The 19,873-nt window shown below is 59.2% G+C and carries 13 protein-coding genes; 6 read left to right on the top strand and 7 right to left on the bottom strand.

Annotation, left to right across the window (positions count from 1 at the left end):
• The first annotated feature begins 41 nt into the window (after positions 1–41).
• Positions 42–863 (top strand): alpha/beta hydrolase, encoded by an 822-nt coding sequence (locus CRI94_RS15055; RefSeq protein WP_098077643.1) that lies wholly within the window; start codon positions 42–44, stop codon positions 861–863.
• A 9-nt stretch (positions 864–872) separates the two neighbouring features.
• Here CRI94_RS15055 and mfd read toward each other — a convergent pair whose 3' ends face one another.
• The 3 genes from mfd to CRI94_RS15030 form a co-directional block, all read right to left on the bottom strand.
• Entirely contained in the window at positions 873–4,313 is a 3,441-nt protein-coding gene (mfd, locus tag CRI94_RS15050) for a transcription-repair coupling factor (RefSeq protein ID WP_245846219.1), read from the bottom strand.
• Between the two features lie 1,090 nt (positions 4,314–5,403).
• Positions 5,404–6,327, bottom strand: a complete 924-nt coding sequence (gene murQ / locus CRI94_RS15035) for an N-acetylmuramic acid 6-phosphate etherase (RefSeq protein WP_098077633.1) — start codon at positions 6,325–6,327, stop codon at positions 5,404–5,406.
• 108 nt (positions 6,328–6,435) lie between these two features.
• Entirely contained in the window at positions 6,436–8,217 is a 1,782-nt protein-coding gene (locus CRI94_RS15030; RefSeq protein ID WP_098077630.1) for a peptidase domain-containing ABC transporter, read from the bottom strand.
• 510 nt (positions 8,218–8,727) lie between these two features.
• Here CRI94_RS15030 and recF point away from each other — a divergent pair.
• From recF to CRI94_RS15005, 5 genes are all read left to right on the top strand, one after another.
• Positions 8,728–9,984, top strand: coding sequence for a DNA replication/repair protein RecF (recF, locus tag CRI94_RS15025; RefSeq protein WP_098077626.1), 1,257 nt, complete (start codon positions 8,728–8,730; stop codon positions 9,982–9,984).
• Between the two features lie 108 nt (positions 9,985–10,092).
• Positions 10,093–11,628: a M48 family metalloprotease gene (locus tag CRI94_RS15020; RefSeq protein WP_245846218.1), complete on the top strand. Its 1,536-nt coding sequence runs from the start codon at positions 10,093–10,095 to the stop codon at positions 11,626–11,628.
• Between the two features lie 589 nt (positions 11,629–12,217).
• Positions 12,218–13,027, top strand: a complete 810-nt coding sequence (locus tag CRI94_RS15015) for a glycosyltransferase family 2 protein (protein ID WP_098077623.1) — start codon at positions 12,218–12,220, stop codon at positions 13,025–13,027.
• A gap of 152 nt (positions 13,028–13,179) precedes the next feature.
• Positions 13,180–13,986 carry an O-methyltransferase gene (locus CRI94_RS15010; protein WP_098077620.1) on the top strand — a complete coding sequence of 269 codons (807 nt, stop codon included), beginning with the start codon at positions 13,180–13,182 and terminating at the stop codon, positions 13,984–13,986.
• Between the two features lie 76 nt (positions 13,987–14,062).
• Positions 14,063–15,097 (top strand): hypothetical protein, encoded by a 1,035-nt coding sequence (locus tag CRI94_RS15005; RefSeq protein ID WP_098077617.1) that lies wholly within the window; start codon positions 14,063–14,065, stop codon positions 15,095–15,097.
• Positions 15,098–15,108: 11 nt separating this feature from the next.
• Here CRI94_RS15005 and CRI94_RS15000 read toward each other — a convergent pair whose 3' ends face one another.
• The 4 genes from CRI94_RS15000 to CRI94_RS14985 form a co-directional block, all read right to left on the bottom strand.
• Complete coding sequence (locus CRI94_RS15000; protein ID WP_098077614.1) at positions 15,109–16,629, bottom strand: hypothetical protein; 1,521 nt, start codon at positions 16,627–16,629, stop codon at positions 15,109–15,111.
• Between the two features lie 317 nt (positions 16,630–16,946).
• Complete coding sequence (locus CRI94_RS14995) at positions 16,947–17,393, bottom strand: MaoC family dehydratase (RefSeq protein WP_098077611.1); 447 nt, start codon at positions 17,391–17,393, stop codon at positions 16,947–16,949.
• Positions 17,394–17,477: 84 nt separating this feature from the next.
• On the bottom strand, positions 17,478–18,956 hold the full coding sequence (locus tag CRI94_RS14990) for a capsule assembly Wzi family protein (protein ID WP_179862341.1): 1,479 nt from the start codon (positions 18,954–18,956) through the stop codon (positions 17,478–17,480).
• Between the two features lie 25 nt (positions 18,957–18,981).
• Positions 18,982–19,869 (bottom strand): hypothetical protein, encoded by an 888-nt coding sequence (locus CRI94_RS14985; protein ID WP_245846217.1) that lies wholly within the window; start codon positions 19,867–19,869, stop codon positions 18,982–18,984.
• Positions 19,870–19,873 lie beyond the last annotated feature (4 nt).

Genomic DNA, 19,873 nt, shown 5'->3' with positions numbered 1-19,873 from the left:
TGGCTTTATTTCCGCTATCATGTCCTATAGAGACTCGCACCGTGCATACCAATGCTTCCTCGCTTTTCGCGACGGGCCTGGTTCTGCTCGGCCTCTACGCGTGCGTCGTTCTCCTCGCCTTCGCGCTTCAGGACTGCCTCCTGTTCGTGCCGTCGTCAGATCTGATCGCTACGCCCGCGGACGTCGGAATGCCGTACGAGGAGGTGACGGTACGGACCGAGGACGACGAACGCCTGCACGGCTGGTGGATTCCCGCCTCGAATCCGAACGGAAAGACGATCCTGTTCTTCCACGGCAACGCGGGCAACATCTCCGGCCGCGTCTACTTCGTGCACCATCTCTGGGACGCGGGATACAACGTCTTCCTCGTCGACTACCGGGGATACGGGAAGAGCACCGGTTCGCCCTCTGAAAAGGGGTTATATCGGGATGCGCAGGCCGCCTGGCGCTGGTTAAGGGGCGAACGCTCGCTAAGCCCGCAGGACATCGTGCTTTACGGTCGATCGCTCGGCGGCGGGCCGGCCACGTGGCTTGCCACACAGACGTCGCCCGCCGCGCTGGTGCTGGAGTCGGCGTTCACGTCGGTACCCGACATCGCGGCGCACCACTACTCGTTTCTGCCGACGCGTCTGCTCTCGCGCATTCAATTCGACAATGAGGCTAGAATTGCAGACATCGATGTCCCGGTCCTGATCCTGCACGGTCGAAACGACGAAATCGTGCCGTTCTCGCACGGCCAGGCGCTGTTTGACGCCGCCAATGAACCCAAGCGCTTCGTTCCGACCGGCGAGAGCCACAACTCGCATTCGGCGGCGTCCGACCGGAAGCGGATCGAGGCGCTGCGTGAGTTGCTTGGCGGTTGACCCGGATGCCTACGCCGCCTTGGCGATGACCTCCTGATCGAGCTGCAGATTTTCCATCACGTCGACGGCGTCGTCGAGCGTGTGCACATCCTGCACGATCGCACGGAGTAGCTTCTTGTCTTTCTGATCTTTGAGCACGTACCGCTGGTCCAGTTCGGTGAGTACGCCCAGGAGTGGCTGGAAGACGTTTTCGTAGAAGTACGGGTCCGCGTCCTCGCTCGGAAGATAGAGGAAGAGGCGCTCGTTCTTGTAAAGCACCTTCGGCAGACGGAGGCGCTGTCCGTGGAGGCGGAGCGTGGCGGCCGTGAGAAGGTGCTCGACGGCCTCGGGGAAGGGGCCGAAGCGGTCGCGCATCTCCTCGCGCAGGTCCTCGAGGGTCTGGGCGTCCGGTGCATCGCTGATCCGGCGGTAGAGGTTCAGGCGTTCGACGTTGTTGGAGAGGTACTCGTTCGGGATGTACGCGTCTTCTTCGACGTCGACAGAGGTCTCGGGGCCCGGGGGCACGGCCTCGCCATCGAACACATCGGCGAACTCGTCCTGGCGTAGCTCTTTGACGGCCTCGTCCAGGATCTTGTGGTAGGTCTCGTACCCGACATCGGCGATGAAGCCGCTCTGTTCGGCACCGAGAAGGGAGCCTGCGCCTCGGATGTCGAGATCGCGCATCGCGAGCGAGAAGCCGCTCCCGAGGTCCGAAAACTCTTCGACGGCTTGCAGGCGCTGGCGTGCTTCGTCCGTAAGCGAGTGAATCGACGGGACGAGAAGGTAGCAGAACGCTTTGCGCTGCGACCGCCCGACGCGCCCGCGGAGCTGGTGGAGCTGTGAGAGCCCGAAGTAGTCGGCCCGGTTGATGATCATCGTATTCGCGTTGCTGATGTCCATCCCGTTTTCGATGATGGACGTTGAAACCAGCACGTCGTAGTCGTTATCGATAAAGCCCTTCATCACGTTCTCGAGCTTGCGACTCGACATCTGGCCGTGACCGACGCGCACGCGAATCCCGGGTACGATCGCGCGAACCATCTCGGCAACCTCGTGAATCGTTTTCACGCGGTTGTGGATAAAGAAGACCTGACCGCCACGGCTCGTCTCGTAGACAATGGCGTCGCGAATGAGGTCGCGGTCGAACGTGTGAATCTCGGTGAGGATGGGCTGTCGGTTGGCGGGAGGCGTGGAGATGATCGACAGGTCGCGTGCACCCAGGAGAGAAAACTGCAGCGTCCGCGGAATCGGTGTCGCCGTTAACGTCAGCGTGTCTACATTCTCGCGCATCTTGCGCAGGGCCTCTTTTGTCTTGACGCCGAAGCGTTGTTCTTCGTCCACGACCAGCAGTCCGAGGTCGTTGAACTCGATGTCTTTCGACGTGAGGCGGTGCGTGCCGATCACGATGTCGAGCGAACCCGCTTCGAGTCGTTCGAGAATGTCTTTCTGCTCGGCCTTCGTGCGGAAGCGCGAGATCGACTCGATGGTGACCGGATACCGCTGCATCCGCTTGACGAACGTATCGTAGTGCTGCTGCGCGAGAATGGTTGTCGGAACGAGGACGGCGACCTGTTTGCCATCCTGTACCGCCTTGAAGGCTGCGCGCACGGCAACTTCTGTTTTCCCGAATCCGACATCGCCGCATACGAGTCGATCCATCGGGACCGGCTCTTCCATGTCTTCTTTCACCGCCTCGCTCGCAGAAGCCTGGTCGGGTGTGTCCTGAAACTCGAACGATGCCTCCAACTCACGTTGCCACACCGTGTCGGACGAAAAGGCGTATCCGTCGCTGGCTTTTCGTTTTGCGTAGAGCTTGATCAGGTCGCGCGCGACCTTTTTGACCTTCTCTTTCGTCCGCGACTTCGTCTTCTCCCATTGACCGGAGCCGAGCTTTGTGAGCGACGGTTGGTGTCCTTCTTTCCCCGTGTATTTATTGAGCTTATAGAGAGCATTGACGTTGACGTAGAGCACATCCCCGTCAGCAAAGTTGAGGCGTACGGCCTCCTGTTTCTTCCCTCGCACCTCGATCTTCTTCATCCCGGCGAACTTGCCGATGCCGTGGTCCACGTGGACCACGAAGTCGCCTGGATTCAGGTTCTGCACGTCGCGTACAGTGAGTCCACCCTGGTACTGCTTCCGCTTCTTGGTGGAGGGGCGGTGGTACCGGTTGAAGACCTGGTGGTCGGTGTAGACGGCGAGGCCTTTTCCATCGAGTTCGTCCCACTCGAACCCTTCGTGCAGCGACTCGACCATGAGTCGCGCCATCCCGCGGTCGATCTCGGACTCCAGCAGGTCCCGGAGGCGCGAGCTCTGGCCCGAGCTATCGCACAGGATGAAGGTCTGCCGATCCTGCTTGCGGTTCGACGCCAGCTGCTCCCGCAGCACGTCCATGTTGCTGTTGAACGACGGCTGCGGTCTAGCCCCCACGTCCAGCGTCCGCGTTTCCGTATCTGTTCGCACCGTATCGGTAAACGTGCCGAAGAGGATGCGGGGTAGACCGTGAAGCGCCTTGCGGAGTCCGTCGCTGTCGAGATACTTCTCGTGTGGGCGTGGAAGGTCGAGGTCCGCATCCGGGTCGTCCGGGTCCATGCTTTCCTCCGCGACCGTAGCCATCATTTTCTCGAACGACTCGCCCGCTTGCTCGAACCGATCCTGGATGTGCTCCAGCCCCCGGGCCTCGTCGAAGGTCGCGAGGAGCGTGTCGTCCGGCAGGTAGTCGAAGAGGGGGATCGCACCGCGCGCACTGTTGTCTCGCTCCAGGTTGGGCACGAGTCGCGCAGACGTGAGCCGGCTCACAGACCGCTGGGTCTGCGGGTCGAACTCACGGAGCGAGTCGATCTCATCGCCGAAGAACTCGATCCGAATCGGGTACTCTCCGGCGAAGGGGAAGATATCGAGGATGCCACCGCGCTGCGCGATTTGTCCGGGATGGTCGACGAACTCGACGTGGGTGAAGCCCTGATCGATCAGGCGTTCCACGAGATCATCCGGCGGAATCTCGTCGCCCTGTTCGACGGCGAACGTTTCGCGCTGGACGGACGTCGGGGGGGGAACGAGTTCCGCGACGGCGTCCACGCTCGTCACCACGATGCCCTCGAAACCCTCGGCCAGTATTTGAAGAGCGTCGGCGCGCTCGATGATCGGACCGGAGTCCGTCATCTGCTCATTGTCGTATGGCTTCCGTTGCGTGGCCGGGAATCGAAGAACCGGGTCGTCTCCGATGATCTGCTCGAGGTCGGCCTGCAGATAGGCCGCCGCGTCCTCGTCCGGCATAAGCGCTACCATCGTCTCGGCGCGCCCGGTTAGAGGTGCCAGGAGAAATGCCGGAAGAGAGCCCGCCGCGTTCTTGACCTGGAGAACCAGTTGCGTGTCGTCGGATCTGTGAGATTGCATCGCCGCGTCCGCCCAGTCGTCTAGTTTGCGGACGGTGTCGGACGCGTTGATGCGCTGGGAAAAGTCGGTCAGTGACACGGAAGAATGTGGTGCTTGAGTAGAGCTGTGTGGCGTCGATGGATGCGCGAATCGTGTCGCGCTCGATGGCTGTGGTTCCCGCTCGATCACGCGCCTGACCCCGGCGTTAATCAGGGGGAGATCTGTATCGGAATTACATGCCGAAAGGCCGATCCCGGCGGGGCAGGATCGGCGTTCAAAATGTGGGCGTGCGCTGCGAGATGTCGCCGGTCTCCGTCTCTCAATCTGGTGCACGAACGGCGTCTGATCAAGCACGCGAAGACGGCCTTCGCCTCGTTCATCGTGGCGCGATATCAGCTTCCGACTCGGGGACTTCTCGCGCTGAAACGCTCGGGCATATACCATGCTGTGGTCGCACGTCACACGTCATCCCGCAATGGGTAACCATTCGGGTTGGTTGCGTGCTTAGGACAAACGACCCTGTTCATGGAGAAGGTTCTGGAGGATTCGCGAAAACCAAGGTTTGCGCGTAAAAATAGCCTCGTTGTTTCACGTGGAACAGGTCCAACCGTGTTTAGCGGCTTTAAGCGGGGGTCGTAATGTTTCACGTGGAACGAAACGATGGTTGCGTGAAGCCTTCCGGCCTCTGTTGTTTCACGTGAAACGTTCGGGTGCCGCCGGTTTAGGCCTCTGGAAATGCCCGTTCCAGAGGTTTGGGAATGTCTGTGTTTGTCTCTGGAAACCGGTTGTTCTTGCGTGAGGAAGAGCAAGTTCTGACCTTGGTTTTGCCGGTGGCGTTATGGTTCTTTCGGGATCGGTTGTTCGATAAATGTCCCGACCTCATCGAGAAATATTCAGCCTGCCAAATCGCCAGTGAGACGTCTGGTTGGATCGGGAAATATCGCGACGTCTAACGTCCAAAGTTCGAGTCTCGAGACGCATGTTCGACGGCGAAATGACAGCCTTCAGTTGGCGGCTTGCGTGGTCCGGTTCTGTGTCCCATCAGTGCCCCGAACGAGACCGTGCTGGTGGTTGAGATTGCGCCTTCGATAGGCGAAAATCGACTCGTCTACAGGGCGGGAAATGCGAGTGAGCCGGTCGGAGGTCCGCACGCCGAAATGGATCAAAATCGATGGCTCCGCCCTACCGTTTACGCTGACTGGATCGCCGGGCGAACGAAGCCGTCGGACTCGGAGAGTCGGCGCCTTGCTTCCTCTGCATCGACGTCCGCGAGCACCATCACGATGGCTGTCTTTACGTGACCGTCAGCGGCATCGACTGCCGCAACGGCGTCCTCGTAGTCGAGCCCTGTGACCATCATCACGGTGCGGTGCGCACGCTCCACGAGTTTCTCGCTCGTGCGCTGCAGGTCCACCATCATGTTCTCGTAAACCTTGCCCATGCGGATCATCGCCGCCGTTGTGATCATGTTGAGCACGAGCTTCTGCGCGGTTCCGCTTTTCATTCGCGTCGATCCCATGACGACCTCGGGTCCGACCGGGGGGCAGATTGCGACGTCCACATCGACGGCAAAGTCCGCCCGCGGTATGGTCGTGAGGAACAGCGTGCGAGCGCCGATTGTCGTTTTCGCATGATTGACTGCCCCGACGACGTAGGGCGTGCGGCCACTCGATGCAATGCCGCAGACCACGTCGTTGGACGTAACGTCGTGCTCGTCGAGTGCGGCGGCTCCGTCGGCCTCCACGTCCTCCGCGCCTTCCTGCGACTCAAAGACGGCAATGCGTCCGCCTGCGATGATGCCCTGCACCTGCGACGGATCCGAGCCAAAGGTGGGCGGGATTTCAGATGCATCGACTACGCCCAGGCGTCCACTCGTTCCTGCGCCGACGTAGAAGAGCCTGCCGCCCTTCTGGAACGCGTCGACGACGATCTCGACGGCCTCGGCGATGTGCGGGATCTCCTGGCGCACCGCGATGGGTACGCGATGGTCTTCGATGTTGATGACGCGCAGGATCTCACGAATCGACGCCGTGTCGATGTGAGATGAGAGCGGATTGCGTTGTTCGGTCGCGAGGCGTTGAAGCTGCTCGAAGAGGGCGGAGCGGTCGGACATAAACGGCGAGGCATAGACGGGATGAACGAGGGACGGCAACGAAGGTCGTCGCACATTGAAACGTACGAAGGTCCCATCGGAAAACCGAAGCCCCGAATACTCACCGCGTCACGCAGCCATTGGGAGCGGCGTCGCGTCGCACAGACCCGCGTATCGAGAGCAGGTGCTCAGGAGCTGGTCGTGCGTCCCGTATCCGACCACGCGCCCGTCTTCAATGACGCAGATGCGATCGGCATAGCGCGCGGACTCCACGCGGTGCGTCACAAAGAGCACCGTCTCGTCTTGAAGCGCCTCGAACATCGCGGGGAGCAGAGCGGCCTCTGTCTCCATGTCGAGGTTCGACGTCACCTCGTCCAGCAGGTACACGGGCGCCTTCCGGAGCAAAGCCCGCGCGAGGACCAGCCGTTGGCGCTGACCGCCCGACAGAGAGGCGCCCCATTCCGCGACGGCAGTATCGTAGCCGTTCTCCGTGTTCTGAATGACATCGTACACCTGGCAGAGCTTCGTGACGCGGTCGAGTTCGGCATCTGTGACGTCATCCAGTCCGAGGGTCAGGTTGGAACGAATCGTTCCCTCGAACAGCGTGAGTTCTTGCCACACGGGCATCACCTGACGGCGGACATCCGCAAGGGGAAGCGCGTCCATTTCCGTGTCGTCCAGGAGGATGTCACCGCATGTCGGCTGCTCAAGGCCGGATAGGAGACGGAGCAGCGTCGTCTTGCCTGAGCCACTTGGGCCCACGACCGCGACGCTTTCGCCGGGTTCGACGACCAGGTTGACTTCCTCCAGGATCGCCTCATCGTCATATCCGAACGATAGATCGCGCAATTCGACCTTGCCGTACAGTCGGCGCTTGATCGGGGTCGGTACATTTTCGTACACGCGCGTGGGATCTTGTTCTGGCTCGATGTCGAGATACTCAAACATACGCCAGAGATTGACCGAGGACTGCTGCAGCTTCGCGTAGAGGTCGACGAGTTGCTTGAGCGGGTCGTAGAGGAAGCCGACGTACGCGGTGAAGGCGATGTAACTGCCGAGCGTCAGCGAGCCGTCGAGAATGAACGTCCAGCCGAGCCAGGTGAACAGGGCCATATTGAAGGAGCGAAGCCCGTCGTTCGCGGCCTGCACGGCCTCTCCGATGTTGCTGGAGCGCCGATGTGTCTCCGTCGCCCGCGTCATGTGGTCGCGTGCCCGCTCGAACATGGTGTGCTCCACGGAAAGTGACTTTACCATCCGAATCTGGCTGAGCGTCTCCACGTTGTGCGCGTAGAGATCAGCGTACGCCTCCGACGCGTCCTGCCAGGCTTCTCGCCACCTGTTTCCGGCGATGGTGACGACCGCAACCGTCGCAGGAATGGCGATGACGGCCACGATGGCCAGCTTCCAGTGCAGGTAAAACAGGAAGGGGGGCACGAGAAGCAGGTAAATGCCCTGGGTAATACTCGTGCGGAAGAGGGTCGTCAGCGTGATGAGCGCCCCGGATGCATCCTTAAAACGCGACGTTATTTCACCCACTTTATGATCGTTAAAAAAAGAAGTGGGGAGGTGCTGCATGTGGTTGAAGAAGAGAAGCCGGATCTTATTTCGCAGCTCCACTTCGAAGTGCACGTTGTAGATACGCTGCAGATACCGAATCGCTGTCGACGCCACGGTAACGCCCAGAATGCCTCCAACGAGAACGTGCATGAGACCGACGTCCTGCGACGGATAGACCTCGTCGATCAGCAGCTTCGACAGATACGGCGTGGCCATGCCGAGGAATCCAACGATGGGACCCAGCAGGATGCCCTTGAGCAACGGCGTCCAGTACGAACGGATGAGATGAAGCAGACGCCAGACGTGATGAGCTGCAGAAGATAAAGACGGAGACTCAGAAGAGGCAATGGACATAAGTGCCGGTATCGGTCAACGGACGAAGCGAGCTGGCGCCCACACCGACGACCGGCCCCGCATGCGTTGCACGACCCAAGGGATGGTGCCACGCCACAACCCGGGAGCGTCCCCGATGGCGCCGAGATAGTAAGACGTACCGAGATTAATCGGCAATCACACGTGACGTCAAAGCCTGATCATCAAGGCATGCGTCGTTATACAGTATGACCGGATGTATATCGTATCCCGTCTGTCTGTAACCTCGATTATAAAACTAGACACCATTGCATTGACGAATGGATATTCGTGCCCTAAAATTGCATCCGATGGTAAAATAAGTGCCATTAAGTCCATCGAGAACGACTTGGGGATGGATTGCGGACGTATGCATGTGGCCTGAATGTGCGAGTCTATTGCGCCGGAGGCGACGTGAGGCCATTCCCTTTCGGTTATGGCTTCATGACGAACGAAGCGCTGTAACGTCACGTATCATTTCCGACCGTAGACTTTCGTCCCGCCTGTACCTTCATGATTCTTCGCACGCTTCGGTTGCGCTCGTTCCGGGCGCACGACGAAACCACCCTCGAGCTTCGGCCGAAGGTGAACCTGCTGCATGGAGCGAACGGCGTCGGCAAGACGAACGTGCTGGAGGCGATCCACTACGTGTGCCTGACAAAGAGCTTTGCGGCGTCGAACGACCGCTATGTGGTCCGCCAGAACGCCCCGTATTTGGAGGTGGAAGGGCTGTTCGAGGGTGTCCGGTCGACGGAGACGCGCGTCCGGATGGTGTACGTCCCGAGCGAGGGGAAGAAGGTGTTCGTGAACGGCGCTCCGCTCGATCGTCTCACCGAGATCGTGGGCATGCTGCCGGTCGTTGTTTTTTCCCCGGAAGACCACGCGCTTACCGCCGAAGGCCCGAGCGAACGGCGTCGGTTTCTGAATAACATTCTGAGTCAGGCTCGTCCCGTCTACATGGACGACCTGATGAAGTACCGTCGCGCACGCAAGCAGCGGAATGAGGTGTTGCGACAGTACAAGAAGCGCCCGAGTCCACCGCCCGAGCCGCTGATCGAGCCGTGGACCGAGAAAATCATTTCGATTGGAAGCCGGGTCATTCACCGACGAAACGCGTTTCTGCACACCTTCCGCGAGTATCTGGTGGATGCGTACGAACGCATTGATGCGGTAGCGGAGGAGCCGACGATCGAATACGACACGATCGGGGGCTTTGCGGACGGCACCGAGCTGGAGGACATTGAGGAGACCTTCCGCGCGGAGCTCGAACGCAAGCGAGACCATGAGCATCAGCGTGGGACCACGCTCGTCGGGCCGCAGCGGGACGAGCTCGTCTTTCGCCTGGACGACCTTGAGGTGCGGCGCTACGGCTCGCAGGGGCAGCATCGGACCTTTGCGATGGCGCTGAAGCTCGCTCAGTACCTGTACCTGACCGACCGCCTCGACACCCAGCCGATTCTGCTTCTTGATGACGCCTTCGGCAAGCTCGATGCGCGGCGAACCGATGTCTTCCTGGAACTCCTCCTGTCGGATGTCATCGGGCAAAGCCTGATCACGGCGACCCGACGAGCTCCGTTCGCGCATACGATTGACTTTAGCCGTCCAATGCACCGGTCGATGCACGTGACCCGGGTCGACGGAGCGGCTCGCGTCACTCCCGAGACTCATTCAGAGGAGGGCGACACAGTGAATGGCGGCGCGTCTGGTGAATCGGACGAGGCGGACAGACAGGCAGCACAGTCTCCAGCCACGGAGACGCAGCAGACGTAACGACCTTTCGGCGGGCGGAACGCACCGGTTTTTGTCTGGTCTGCTCCATTAGCTGTTATGCTGTCTTTCAGACACGAAACCATCCGCTCACAACCGTACACTTCGTCGATGTCTTCGACCTCGCCACCGTCTGTTTCTCACCGCACACGCTGGATGCGGTGGACGTTTCTCCTTTTGATGACGGCTGCACTCTCGCTCACTGTTCCGGCCTGCACAACGGGCGTGAACCCCGTTTCGGGCAACACGCGGGCGATGGGGTATTCCTGGGAGCAAGAGTTGCAACTGGGCAAACAGGCCGACCAGCAAATTCAGCAGCAGTTTGGCGTCTACGAGAGTGAGGAGCTCCAGCGATACGTGGACCGAATTGCGCAGGATGTGCTGGCGGTGAGCCACATGCGCCGCCCCGACACGCCAGACAAGTTTCGGAATGCGGAGTTTACGTTTCGTGTCCTCGACAGTGAGGTGATTAACGCCTTCGCATTGCCCGGCGGCTACGTATACGTCACGCGCGGGCTTCTAGCGCACCTGAACAACGAGGCGCAGCTCGCCGTCGTCCTCGGCCACGAAATTGCTCACGTCGCCGCCCGACACGCATCGCAGCAGGCGGGTCGTCAGCAGCTCACGCAGCTCGGAGTGCTCGGTGCGGGCGTCGCGGGGGGACTCGCCTTTGGCGGGGAAACCGCGCGCAGCATCATGGGGCTCGGTGGCCAGGCAGCGCAGCTGTTCTCGCTAAAGTACAGTCGGGAAAATGAGCGTGAGTCGGACCGACTCGGCGTCGAATACGCCGTCAAGGCTGGATACGAGGCGTCCGAGGGCGCGGACTTCTTCACGACTCTGAAGCGGAAGCGCGATCAGTCCGGGCAGTCGATTCCCTCGTGGCAGTCGACACATCCGGATCCGGGCGAACGCGAGACAAGCATCGTGCGTCTCGCACAGGAATGGCAGGGGCGCGTCGCTGAGCCCGCAAATGAGATTGATCAGGGGCCGTACTACAACGCCATCGCACGCATCATTCTCGGCAAGAACCCCAGACAGGGATTCACGGAAGACAATACGTTTTATCATCCTGATCTGCGCTTCAGCTTTCCATATCCCGCTGGCTGGCAGGTCATTAATCAGCCGCGCCAGGTTGCTGTGGTTGAGCCGGACCAATCCGCCTACGTCACCTTCAGCTTCTCCCAGGAAGACTCGCCTCGCGCTGCAGCGACGGCGTTCGCAGGACAAGAAGGTCTCACAACCGTAGACAGGAGTTCAACCAGCATCAACGGGCTGAACGCCGAGCGTCTCCTGGTGAGCGGAAAGACCCAGCAGGGAGGAGAGGTGCGTGCACTGAGTTACTTTATCGCGTACGACGACAACGTGTACCGCTTCACCGGCATCACGACATCCCAACGGTACAACCAGTACGAAAGCGAATTCGAGCGGACGATGCGCGGGTTCGACCAGCTGCGCGATCCGGCGAAGCTCAACGTGGAACCGGCGCGCATTGCGATTCGCGACGCCGACACGCGGCGAGCCTTCTCCCAGTTCGTCGAGCCGAGCCGTCTGCCGAAAGAGATGAACTCGGAAGACCTGGCCATCCTGAACCAGGTCGAATTGCAGCAGACGATCGAGCGCGGCCAGCCACTGAAGCTGCCGAATTAGTCGGCACCGACATCGTCAAAACAGAGAAACGGGGCGACCGCTGCCATCATTCGGCACGGTCGCCCCGTTTATTTTCAGCATGTCCAATTCCTTTCACAGACCAGAACCTGCTTGGCGGACAGCCGTCGGCCATCCAACGCGCCAACGTCCCAACGCCCTAACGCTCATCACCACGTCATTGCGAAGCGGAAGAAGCCATTGTCGAAGCGTTTCAGCGGCGCCGGATTATCCGCGTTGAAGTCGCCGTCAGTATCGTAGCCGATGCCCATGGCCGTGGGTTGGGTCAACCGGCATGACAGTTGCGCTTCCCCAAGTAAAGGGTCTGCATTACATGGATCGGAGAGAAGAATGCATTTGCGGTGTGTCGTACGGTGTATGATGAACGTGAATGTGAAAGAAACCCATGCAGATGTCACTAATTCGAAGAGACCGTGCTTACCTCACGAACATGGCTGGGCTTCGTTCAGGCGTTTCGGATTCGAGGTCTAGTATTCAGCTAATGACAAATGCGCAAGCACGATACGTGCGTCGGCGACTATAGCCTCACGGTCTTGCGTCATCTTCTCAATCGCCAGTAGGAACATTCCGTATGCCCCCGTCCTCACTTCCGAAAGTTAGCTGTCTTCTTGTAACGGCCGACCGACCACAACTGGTAAAGCGTGCACTACGGTGCTACGCGAACCAGACGTACGAAAACACGGAGCTGGTGGTGTTGGACAACGGCGAAACGCCTATTCAGGAGGTTGTCGAGTCCTTTGATCTCGACGGTGATGTCGTGTATCGCCATGTTGAGCGTGAACCGGACATGTGGATTGGTGCGCTGAGAAACCAGTCGCTTGAACTTGCAACCGGGAAGTTTGTGGTTCCCCAGTGGGATGATGATGACTGGTCTCATCCAGAGCGTGTGGAGCGGCAGGCACGCGTGCTACAAGAAGGGTATGATGCCTGCACGCTTCAGGGGACGCTGATGCACGTCGATTCAGAGGAGTATTTCGATCACCCCTTTATCGGGCCTCTGCCCGATGGCGTCCCTCCAACGATTATGCATCGGAGGAATGCTAACATCCGGTATCCTAACCTTCGTCGGACGAGCGATACGGATTTTGTAAATGCATGGCAGAAGCATCGATATAAAGTCCTGCCGATCGAAGAAGCGTATTTGTATCTTCGTTATTCTCACGGCGGCAATCTTTGGGAGCAGGATCACTTCTTGCGCCGGATGCGAAATACCCCGAAGCAGCTTCTGTTATATGCCTGGCACGCATACATCCGAGGGGATGTCTTTAATCACCCGCGCTTCCGTCTAACCTCCAAGATGGAGGAGGCCTTTGAACTTTATCTCGAAGACTCGATCGCGTCAGGTATTTTTGATGCGGATGCTATCCGCGCTGCAAAATGAGCGTGCGCGAGAGACCCTCTTCTGTCGATGGGAGGGTGGAACGAGGGCAGTTGAGGCTGGGCTCTACGGGCCCAGCCGTTACCATGTCTGAGCCATCCGTTTGCCGTCACGTTCACTCTGTCAGTACTTTTTCGCTTGATTCTCCGACCTGAATGAATTTTAAGCACCAGGATACTCAGATCACGGTTGCTTATGCCGCCATTTTAATACTTTTGTCAGCCGGGGTGTATTACCTCGTCAACGCCGAGGTTGCTGTTCTTGCAACCTTAGTGGCCGGGTTAACTGGAATTGTCGGCCTTGTCCTCAATGTGTACCGGAGCCGGGCGAAAGACGACATTGCCCAGAATGAACATATCCAGGCGCTTCTCTTCGTCTACGAGATGCTGGATGTTGAAGCACCTCTACCGGATCTTACCGAATGGGCCATTTCGCCGCAGCTCGCAGCTACGTTGATTCGTCTGGTTCGCGACAAACAGCCCGAGGTTGTCCTAGAGGTTGGAAGTGGTTCATCAACTGTGGTGATGAGCTATGTTATGGAGCAACTGGACCGTGGTCGGGTCATCTCGCTCGATCACTCAGCAGAATATACCGAAATGACGCGGTCTCAGATCGAGAAGCATGGCTTAAGTCATCGCGTCGACGTCATTCACGCCCCCTTGGTTGATACAGAGATCGGCGGAGAGGTTTGGCCCTGGTATGACGTTGGCGACGTCGATCTACCTCCGATTGATGTGCTCTTCGTAGATGGCCCACCTCAGAGCACTCGTTCGCTGGCCCGGTATCCTGCTGTACCGGTGCTAAGAGACAATCTCAGCGGTAACGCCGTGATTGTGCTGGACGATGCATACCGTCCTGACGAGAGCGAAATAGCCGACCGATGGGCGAGCGAACTGGAGACAGGGCCGCCTGAAATCGAGAAAAGCCCGTACGGGACGGCCGTGTTATACCGGACATCTTGAATCGAAACCGTGTGCTTATGCGGTACAGTCCGCAGTGACGACGTCCGGAAAGAAGATAGGATCGGAGAAATAGTTGATGACTGATTTAGATACACTTCGCGAACGGGTTCGGCGCTTTACGGACTCTGATCGTGGAAAAGTGCTTCTGCGCTGGTTGCGGTACCTTGTGGTCGGCGGGGTCATCATGTACCTGATCTACCAGCTGACCCAGATTGGATGGGGGGAGTTGTGGCGATCCTTGCCTACAACGCCCTACTTTTACCTTACCATCTTAGTGATCTATTGTACGCTGCCGGTTGCGGAAACCGCGATTTACGGACGACTTTGGGAGATGCCGAAGCTCGACATTCTCTCACTGATGATGCGAAAGCGTGTCCTTAACGCGGATGTCGTTGGATATTCAGGCGAGTTCTTTCTTCTCGCCCATGCCCGGAAGCGCCTCAGCCGACCGACCCGGCAGATTGCCGGCGAGATTAAAGATAATCTGATTCTGTCTTCGGTTGCCTCGATCACGGTTGCGGCGCTAATCCTCGTGAGCTTTCTCTCATTCGGATGGGTGGCTCTAGAAGAGCTAATCGGAAACGCAACACCGGGCTATATCGCGCTCGGCGGACTGGCGTTCATCATGATCATCGGCCTCTTTGTCCGCTTCCGGAAAACTCTTTTCACGCTGGGGGCGGGAACGCTGGGATACGTTCTGAGCATTCACTTCGCCCGCTTCGTCGTCACCAGCGTGGTGCAGGTGATTCAGTGGTGGGTCGTCGTTCCAGATGCGCCTTTTCAGGCCTGGGCAACGTTGCTCGTGATTCTGGTCGCCTTAAATCGAATCCCGTTCATCCCATCACGCGACCTTGTATTTGCTGGCGTTGGCATTCAAGCATCTGAGTCTCTCGGTGTCCCCGTCGCGGTTGTGGCTGGAATGCTGCTCTCTCGCAGTGTTATTGACCGCGTGCTTAACTTTGCGCTTTTTACAGCACTGTCTGTGAAAGACGGTGGAGAAGAGATTGGAGTAGACGATTCCAGCTTGACATCGATGGAGGAGGCAGCTGACAAGGAGGACGCTACCACAGAAGACGCGCTGCGCTCCGCCGGCGAGGTAGATCCATCGTAGTCCAGTCGTTGCTACCACGTCATCGCAAAGCGGAAGAAGCCGTTGTCGAACCGCTTGAGGGGCGCCGGTTTATCCGCGTTGAAGTCGCCGTCCGTATCGTAGCCGATGCCCATCGCGACCGAACCGCGACCGAAGCGGTAGCCAATCAGGCCGACGAGCCGGTAGTTGTCGGGACCGATGTCCCAGTATTTGCCAGACCACGGGACCAGGGCCCGGGCGTTTGCGGGAAGGCGCCGAAGAAACGTCAGGTACTCGACGCCGAAAAACGGCAATCCCTCCGGTTCATAGACGAGGCGCGAATGAACGCCGTTGGTCTCTGTTGTAAAGGCGAAGGCCTCATCGAGTGTGGACATCTCGAAGTTGTCGCCCGACTGAATGTCGTCGTAGAAGCCCGTAAACGCGTTGGCCTCAAGCCGGAATTTGCGCCATGACGTGCGCACGTACGCACCGACTCTCCGCTGCGTCTGCTCCGTCCGATATGATGTGTCGAGGCTGTCTCCCGCTGTCTCTCGGGCAAGCGACGAACCGTCTTGCTGAACGTAGACGCCGACCGTGACGGGGTCGAGCCGGTACTCAAGGAGAGCCCCGAGATAGTGGGCAGTCTCCGCGTCCCGAAAGCGGTACGAATCTGCCGTCTGAGAAAAGTAGAGGCTTCGCGTCTTCGGTTGCAGTCCCGCATGGAATTCTCCACGCAACGCGTAGGTTGTGGGCGAGGAGTAGCTTAGCTCGAGAAGAAGGGGCTTCGTCTCGTAGACGCGGACGATGTCCAGCACCTCCTCATTAATGCCGAGGCGCTCGTAGATAAAGTTGCTATACGCATTCAGGAACGTGAGGCCGACCGATGCCTGCCCCCATTTAGGAGATGCGTAGGCGTAATAGGGCGTGACGTCCAGGTCATATTTGTACTGGGAGAACGTGTGTCGTAGTCCGACCGCGTGGTGCGGCGCGAGACGATAGGCATAGCTCATCTGCAGCCACGATCGCTGCACCTGCGGGTCCTCCTGAATGATGCCATCGATCGTGAAGTAATGCCGGGCGCTATCACCGAGCGCAACGGTGTTTTTGATTTCGGTCTTGATCGCCCAGAGGTCGCGTTCCACACTGCCGGCTCGCATCCGCAGCCCACCGGATGCCCGTGTCCATTGTGCGTTTTCGAATGGGCTGAACCGGTAGGCCATCAGATCGAGCTCGTACTCGCGATCTGTGAACGGCGTGACATGCCGAAAGACGCCTCGGTCGAAGAAGCGGTTGCCCACGGAGTGCTCCCGATCCAGAATCATGAGCCGTCGCGACTGCGCCCAGTACGAGAGTGTGGCCTGCGGGGGAAGCGGCGAATAGTCTACACGGTTCGGTACGGGCGTGCACCCGACAGGACAAATCTCGCGCTCCGCCGGCCGCTCGTCGACGGATATCGGCGTGCGTGCGGAGTCGGCCGTCGTCGTATCCGCCACAACCGGGCGCGATGCCTCGGCAACGGCAGGCGTCAGCAGAGCGGCGACCAACAGGCCAACGATGGATAGCAGGTGCGTCATGCGGAGCGGGCGACACGGGGAGCGCCGGAGCGAGAAAACGAGCAAGGGGACGGGGGGCAGCGGGAAAAGAACGTACAGAGTGGGCCGATAGCGGTACATGAACGGTCGACAGACGGCTCGCGGAGAGGCCTTCGTGGCCTTTGTCTGGAAGGCCGACCGGTGGGGAGGAGCGTGCCTGACGTATTCGGCGACAACCGGTGCAGATCCGCGGAACGACGGCGCCGCGGCAGGATCACCGGAAGAGAGGAGGGAGACGATGCAGAAGAGTTCGCGACGGAGGGCCGGTGTTGAACCTCGTCCGGCCCCGGCATCAGCGACTACTTCTCGGGCATCTGCAGTTCGCCATCTTCTTCGGTCGGTGGAATGACGCGGCCTTCGCCCCCGAGGACCATCTTGTTCTCCTTGTAGATGTAGACCTTCACTTTGATGTGCTTGCTGGACTCAAGCTTCTCAGATACTTTGATCTCGACCGTAACTTCCGAGCCAACTGTCACGGGGCGGAGGAAGCGACAAGAGATCGCGACAGCGATGCTGCCGTGGCCAGGATAATCGCGACCCAGAACTTTAGAAATCAGGCCAAGCAAAAGAACACCGTGCACGACAGGGCGGCCGAAGCGGGAGTGTTCTTTTGCATAGTCCTCGTCGACATGGATCGGGTTGTCGTCACCGGTGATCTGTGCGAACGACTTTACGTCCTCCGCCGTGACGACCTTATTCCACTTATAAGAATCGCCGACCTGGATCGTCTCGTAGGTGTTGGGCATCAGGAAAGCAGGGTACTTGTTCGCGCTGTGGTTTCGGACGGGGCTATGTCGCAAAGGTATGGAGGAACGAGGGGAAAACCCACCCTAAAAGATCGGCCCACCGGTCGCTTTCCATGAGAATCCAATCAGAACGCTCGTACGATCGGCGTACAGCGCGCCAGAATCGGCGAAAACCGCTGCTCGAAAAGTAAGTGCATTTACCGTTTTCGAAAAATCCGCCATGAGAGAGTACTGATCTGTGCGCGGTGTTCGACGGTCGATCCGCTGGGTGCAACTTGCATCACTGCAGACGTGCTGCGCTCCGTAATTCCGGCTGTAGGTTGCCTTCAGTCGGTAGTCCACGTCACCGGGAAGTTGACCCGCAACGCCGAGGTGGTGCGCTACCACGATATTGTTTGAGACGCCCGGACCGTTCTCATTCTTCAACATGAGCGGTGATCCGAGCACCCAGTTCTCGTACGTCCACCCGCTCAAGTACAGCGAATTGTTGTAGTACGTGTCTTCTCCGCGCTCTTCCCCCTGCGAAAACCTGGCGTTTTGCCGCGTGGTGCGCAGGTGATTCCAGAGAACCGTTTCCAGAAGCTGTCCCTGAGGGCGCTCGACCCGAAGTCCCCAGATCCCGTCCCATGGGTTGCGGAAAAAGAGGGAGGGCCGATCGGTGTGGTGGAAGTATCGGGAGAGGAGGACATCCGTGCTTCCATACGAAAACGATGCGCCTAGATCGTAGCCGGCCGACGATGCGCCGAGGGATCCGTCTTGCTCGATATCTGGGGCATCAACGTCGCCAGCACGGCCTCCCATCACGCGAAGAAAGGTGATGGGTCCGTCGGGCAGATCACCGTACCGCGGATGCGTCCCGGCCCAGATCGTGTGCATGAGCAGGCCGACGTGAAGCTGTGCACGCTGGTCGGGACGGAAAACCCGGAAATAGAGCGACTTGTCCTGAAGCAGCGAGCCCGGCACGTAGCGATCGTCGCCCAGCCAGCCGTGAGCGAAGTACCCCTTGACGGCGAGAGCCTCATTCGTTCCCGGCACATCTACATACGATGGCGCGCGAAGGGCGATTTTCGGCAGGGTTGGAGCGTGGCGGCTACGCCCAAGCGAGCCGATGGATAGCGTCGGATGGAGCAGTCCGCTCGGCGCGTCTTCCCACCAGCCGGCCTGCAACTCGAAGTCGTGATACCGGAGCCGTCCGTAAAGTTGGTGGGCAAATGCGTCCGGGTTCTCCGACGTGCGCGCAATCACTTCGCTTCCCGTGGCGAACGTTAGTGAAGGGGAAAAGGATGTGCGACGCTCTGCGAAGGCCCGAATGAGTCCGTTCGACGACGTGCGGTCTACCGTCCCATACTGATTGCTGTACGCCCAGAACGCTGGGCCGTCGTCCGACGCCAGCAGGGCATCTGCTCCCAGCCGGACGGTCCAAGCCGTCGTCGTGTCCGACGATGTCGTCTGGGCATGGGCGACAGGCGAACCGCAGAAGAGAGCCATCACGATCAGAACGATGGCGATCCTGGCGTTTTGCCCGATAGCGGAAACCGAGGCGGGAGGACGAAAGAGCGGCATGAAGTGGAAGTGGACCAAACAGCAGTTAGCGAATCTCCTCTGGAATGGCAGTTTCATCATCCGGGGTGGGTTCACTCCCCGTAGCCTCTGCGGCGGTGGTTCCGATGTATACCAGAAAGTTGAGCCCGCGATCGATCAGGTTCTGTGCCAGCAGCATGCTGGCGACAGCGGCAGCAGGAACTTCAAGCGTTCCCGCAAGCTCCACACTCGCTGTCACGAAGAAGAGACCACGTGCCGGGATAAGGGGCACCTGGTTGATGATGATGTAGAGCGAAAGCAACGTGATCCACGTGCCGAGCGGGACCTCCGGAATCACGAGCGCCCACTGCGTGACCTGGAACCCGTTGTTGAAGACGAACCGGGCCAGGTGGCCGAGCGCAAATACGCCGAGCAAGGAGGCCGACAGCGAGAAAATGGCCCTGCGGAAGGCGAGACCGACGGCTACCACAACGATGATGATTGCAACAGCTGCGGCAAGGGTCGACGTGGCGTCCGGAAGATACTGCTCCAGCAGTTGGACCTGCCCCGATAGGAAGAACGCCGCGAGGAGCAAAAAGGCGACGGACGTGGACGCGACGGACGAAATGATCATGTTGTCCTTGATCGTCGTCAGCAGGCGGCGCCGCTCGATCTGCGAATTCCGCTGCATCCACAGGAAGAAATAGGCTTCTCCCGAATAGCCAAGCACGTCGTTGTTAAGGACGCGCTTCCGGAAGAGGACCGGAAGGAGCTTTCGAGATGAGACCTCCCAGGCCTTTCCGTAGATCACGGCTTCGGTTACGGGAAGTGTGACGTACATCAGAACGAGCAGGATGTAAAAGGCCGGCGTCGTCGGCAACGACGTCCAGAGCTTGCGCCAGCCCAGCTCGCTAAGCTGGTAGACTAAGTAGCTTGCTATTGCCCCAACGACCACCCAA

Source organism: Longibacter salinarum, assembly GCF_002554795.1.
GTDB lineage: Bacteria > Bacteroidota > Rhodothermia > Rhodothermales > Salinibacteraceae > Longibacter > Longibacter salinarum.
This window is presented reverse-complemented; position numbering and strand designations above follow the sequence as displayed.

Coding starts and splice junctions, on each gene's coding strand:
- murQ (WP_098077633.1), bottom strand. CDS start 6,327: ATGTCCGACCGCTCCGCCCTCTTCGAGCAGCTTCAACGCCTCGCGACC.
- recF (WP_098077626.1), top strand. CDS start 8,728: ATGATTCTTCGCACGCTTCGGTTGCGCTCGTTCCGGGCGCACGACGAA.
- CRI94_RS15020 (WP_245846218.1), top strand. CDS start 10,093: ATGTCTTCGACCTCGCCACCGTCTGTTTCTCACCGCACACGCTGGATG.
- CRI94_RS15010 (WP_098077620.1), top strand. CDS start 13,180: ATGAATTTTAAGCACCAGGATACTCAGATCACGGTTGCTTATGCCGCC.
- CRI94_RS15015 (WP_098077623.1), top strand. CDS start 12,218: ATGCCCCCGTCCTCACTTCCGAAAGTTAGCTGTCTTCTTGTAACGGCC.
- CRI94_RS14990 (WP_179862341.1), bottom strand. CDS start 18,956: ATGCCGCTCTTTCGTCCTCCCGCCTCGGTTTCCGCTATCGGGCAAAAC.
- CRI94_RS15000 (WP_098077614.1), bottom strand. CDS start 16,629: ATGACGCACCTGCTATCCATCGTTGGCCTGTTGGTCGCCGCTCTGCTG.
- CRI94_RS15005 (WP_098077617.1), top strand. CDS start 14,063: ATGACTGATTTAGATACACTTCGCGAACGGGTTCGGCGCTTTACGGAC.
- CRI94_RS14995 (WP_098077611.1), bottom strand. CDS start 17,393: ATGCCCAACACCTACGAGACGATCCAGGTCGGCGATTCTTATAAGTGG.
- CRI94_RS15030 (WP_098077630.1), bottom strand. CDS start 8,217: ATGTCCATTGCCTCTTCTGAGTCTCCGTCTTTATCTTCTGCAGCTCAT.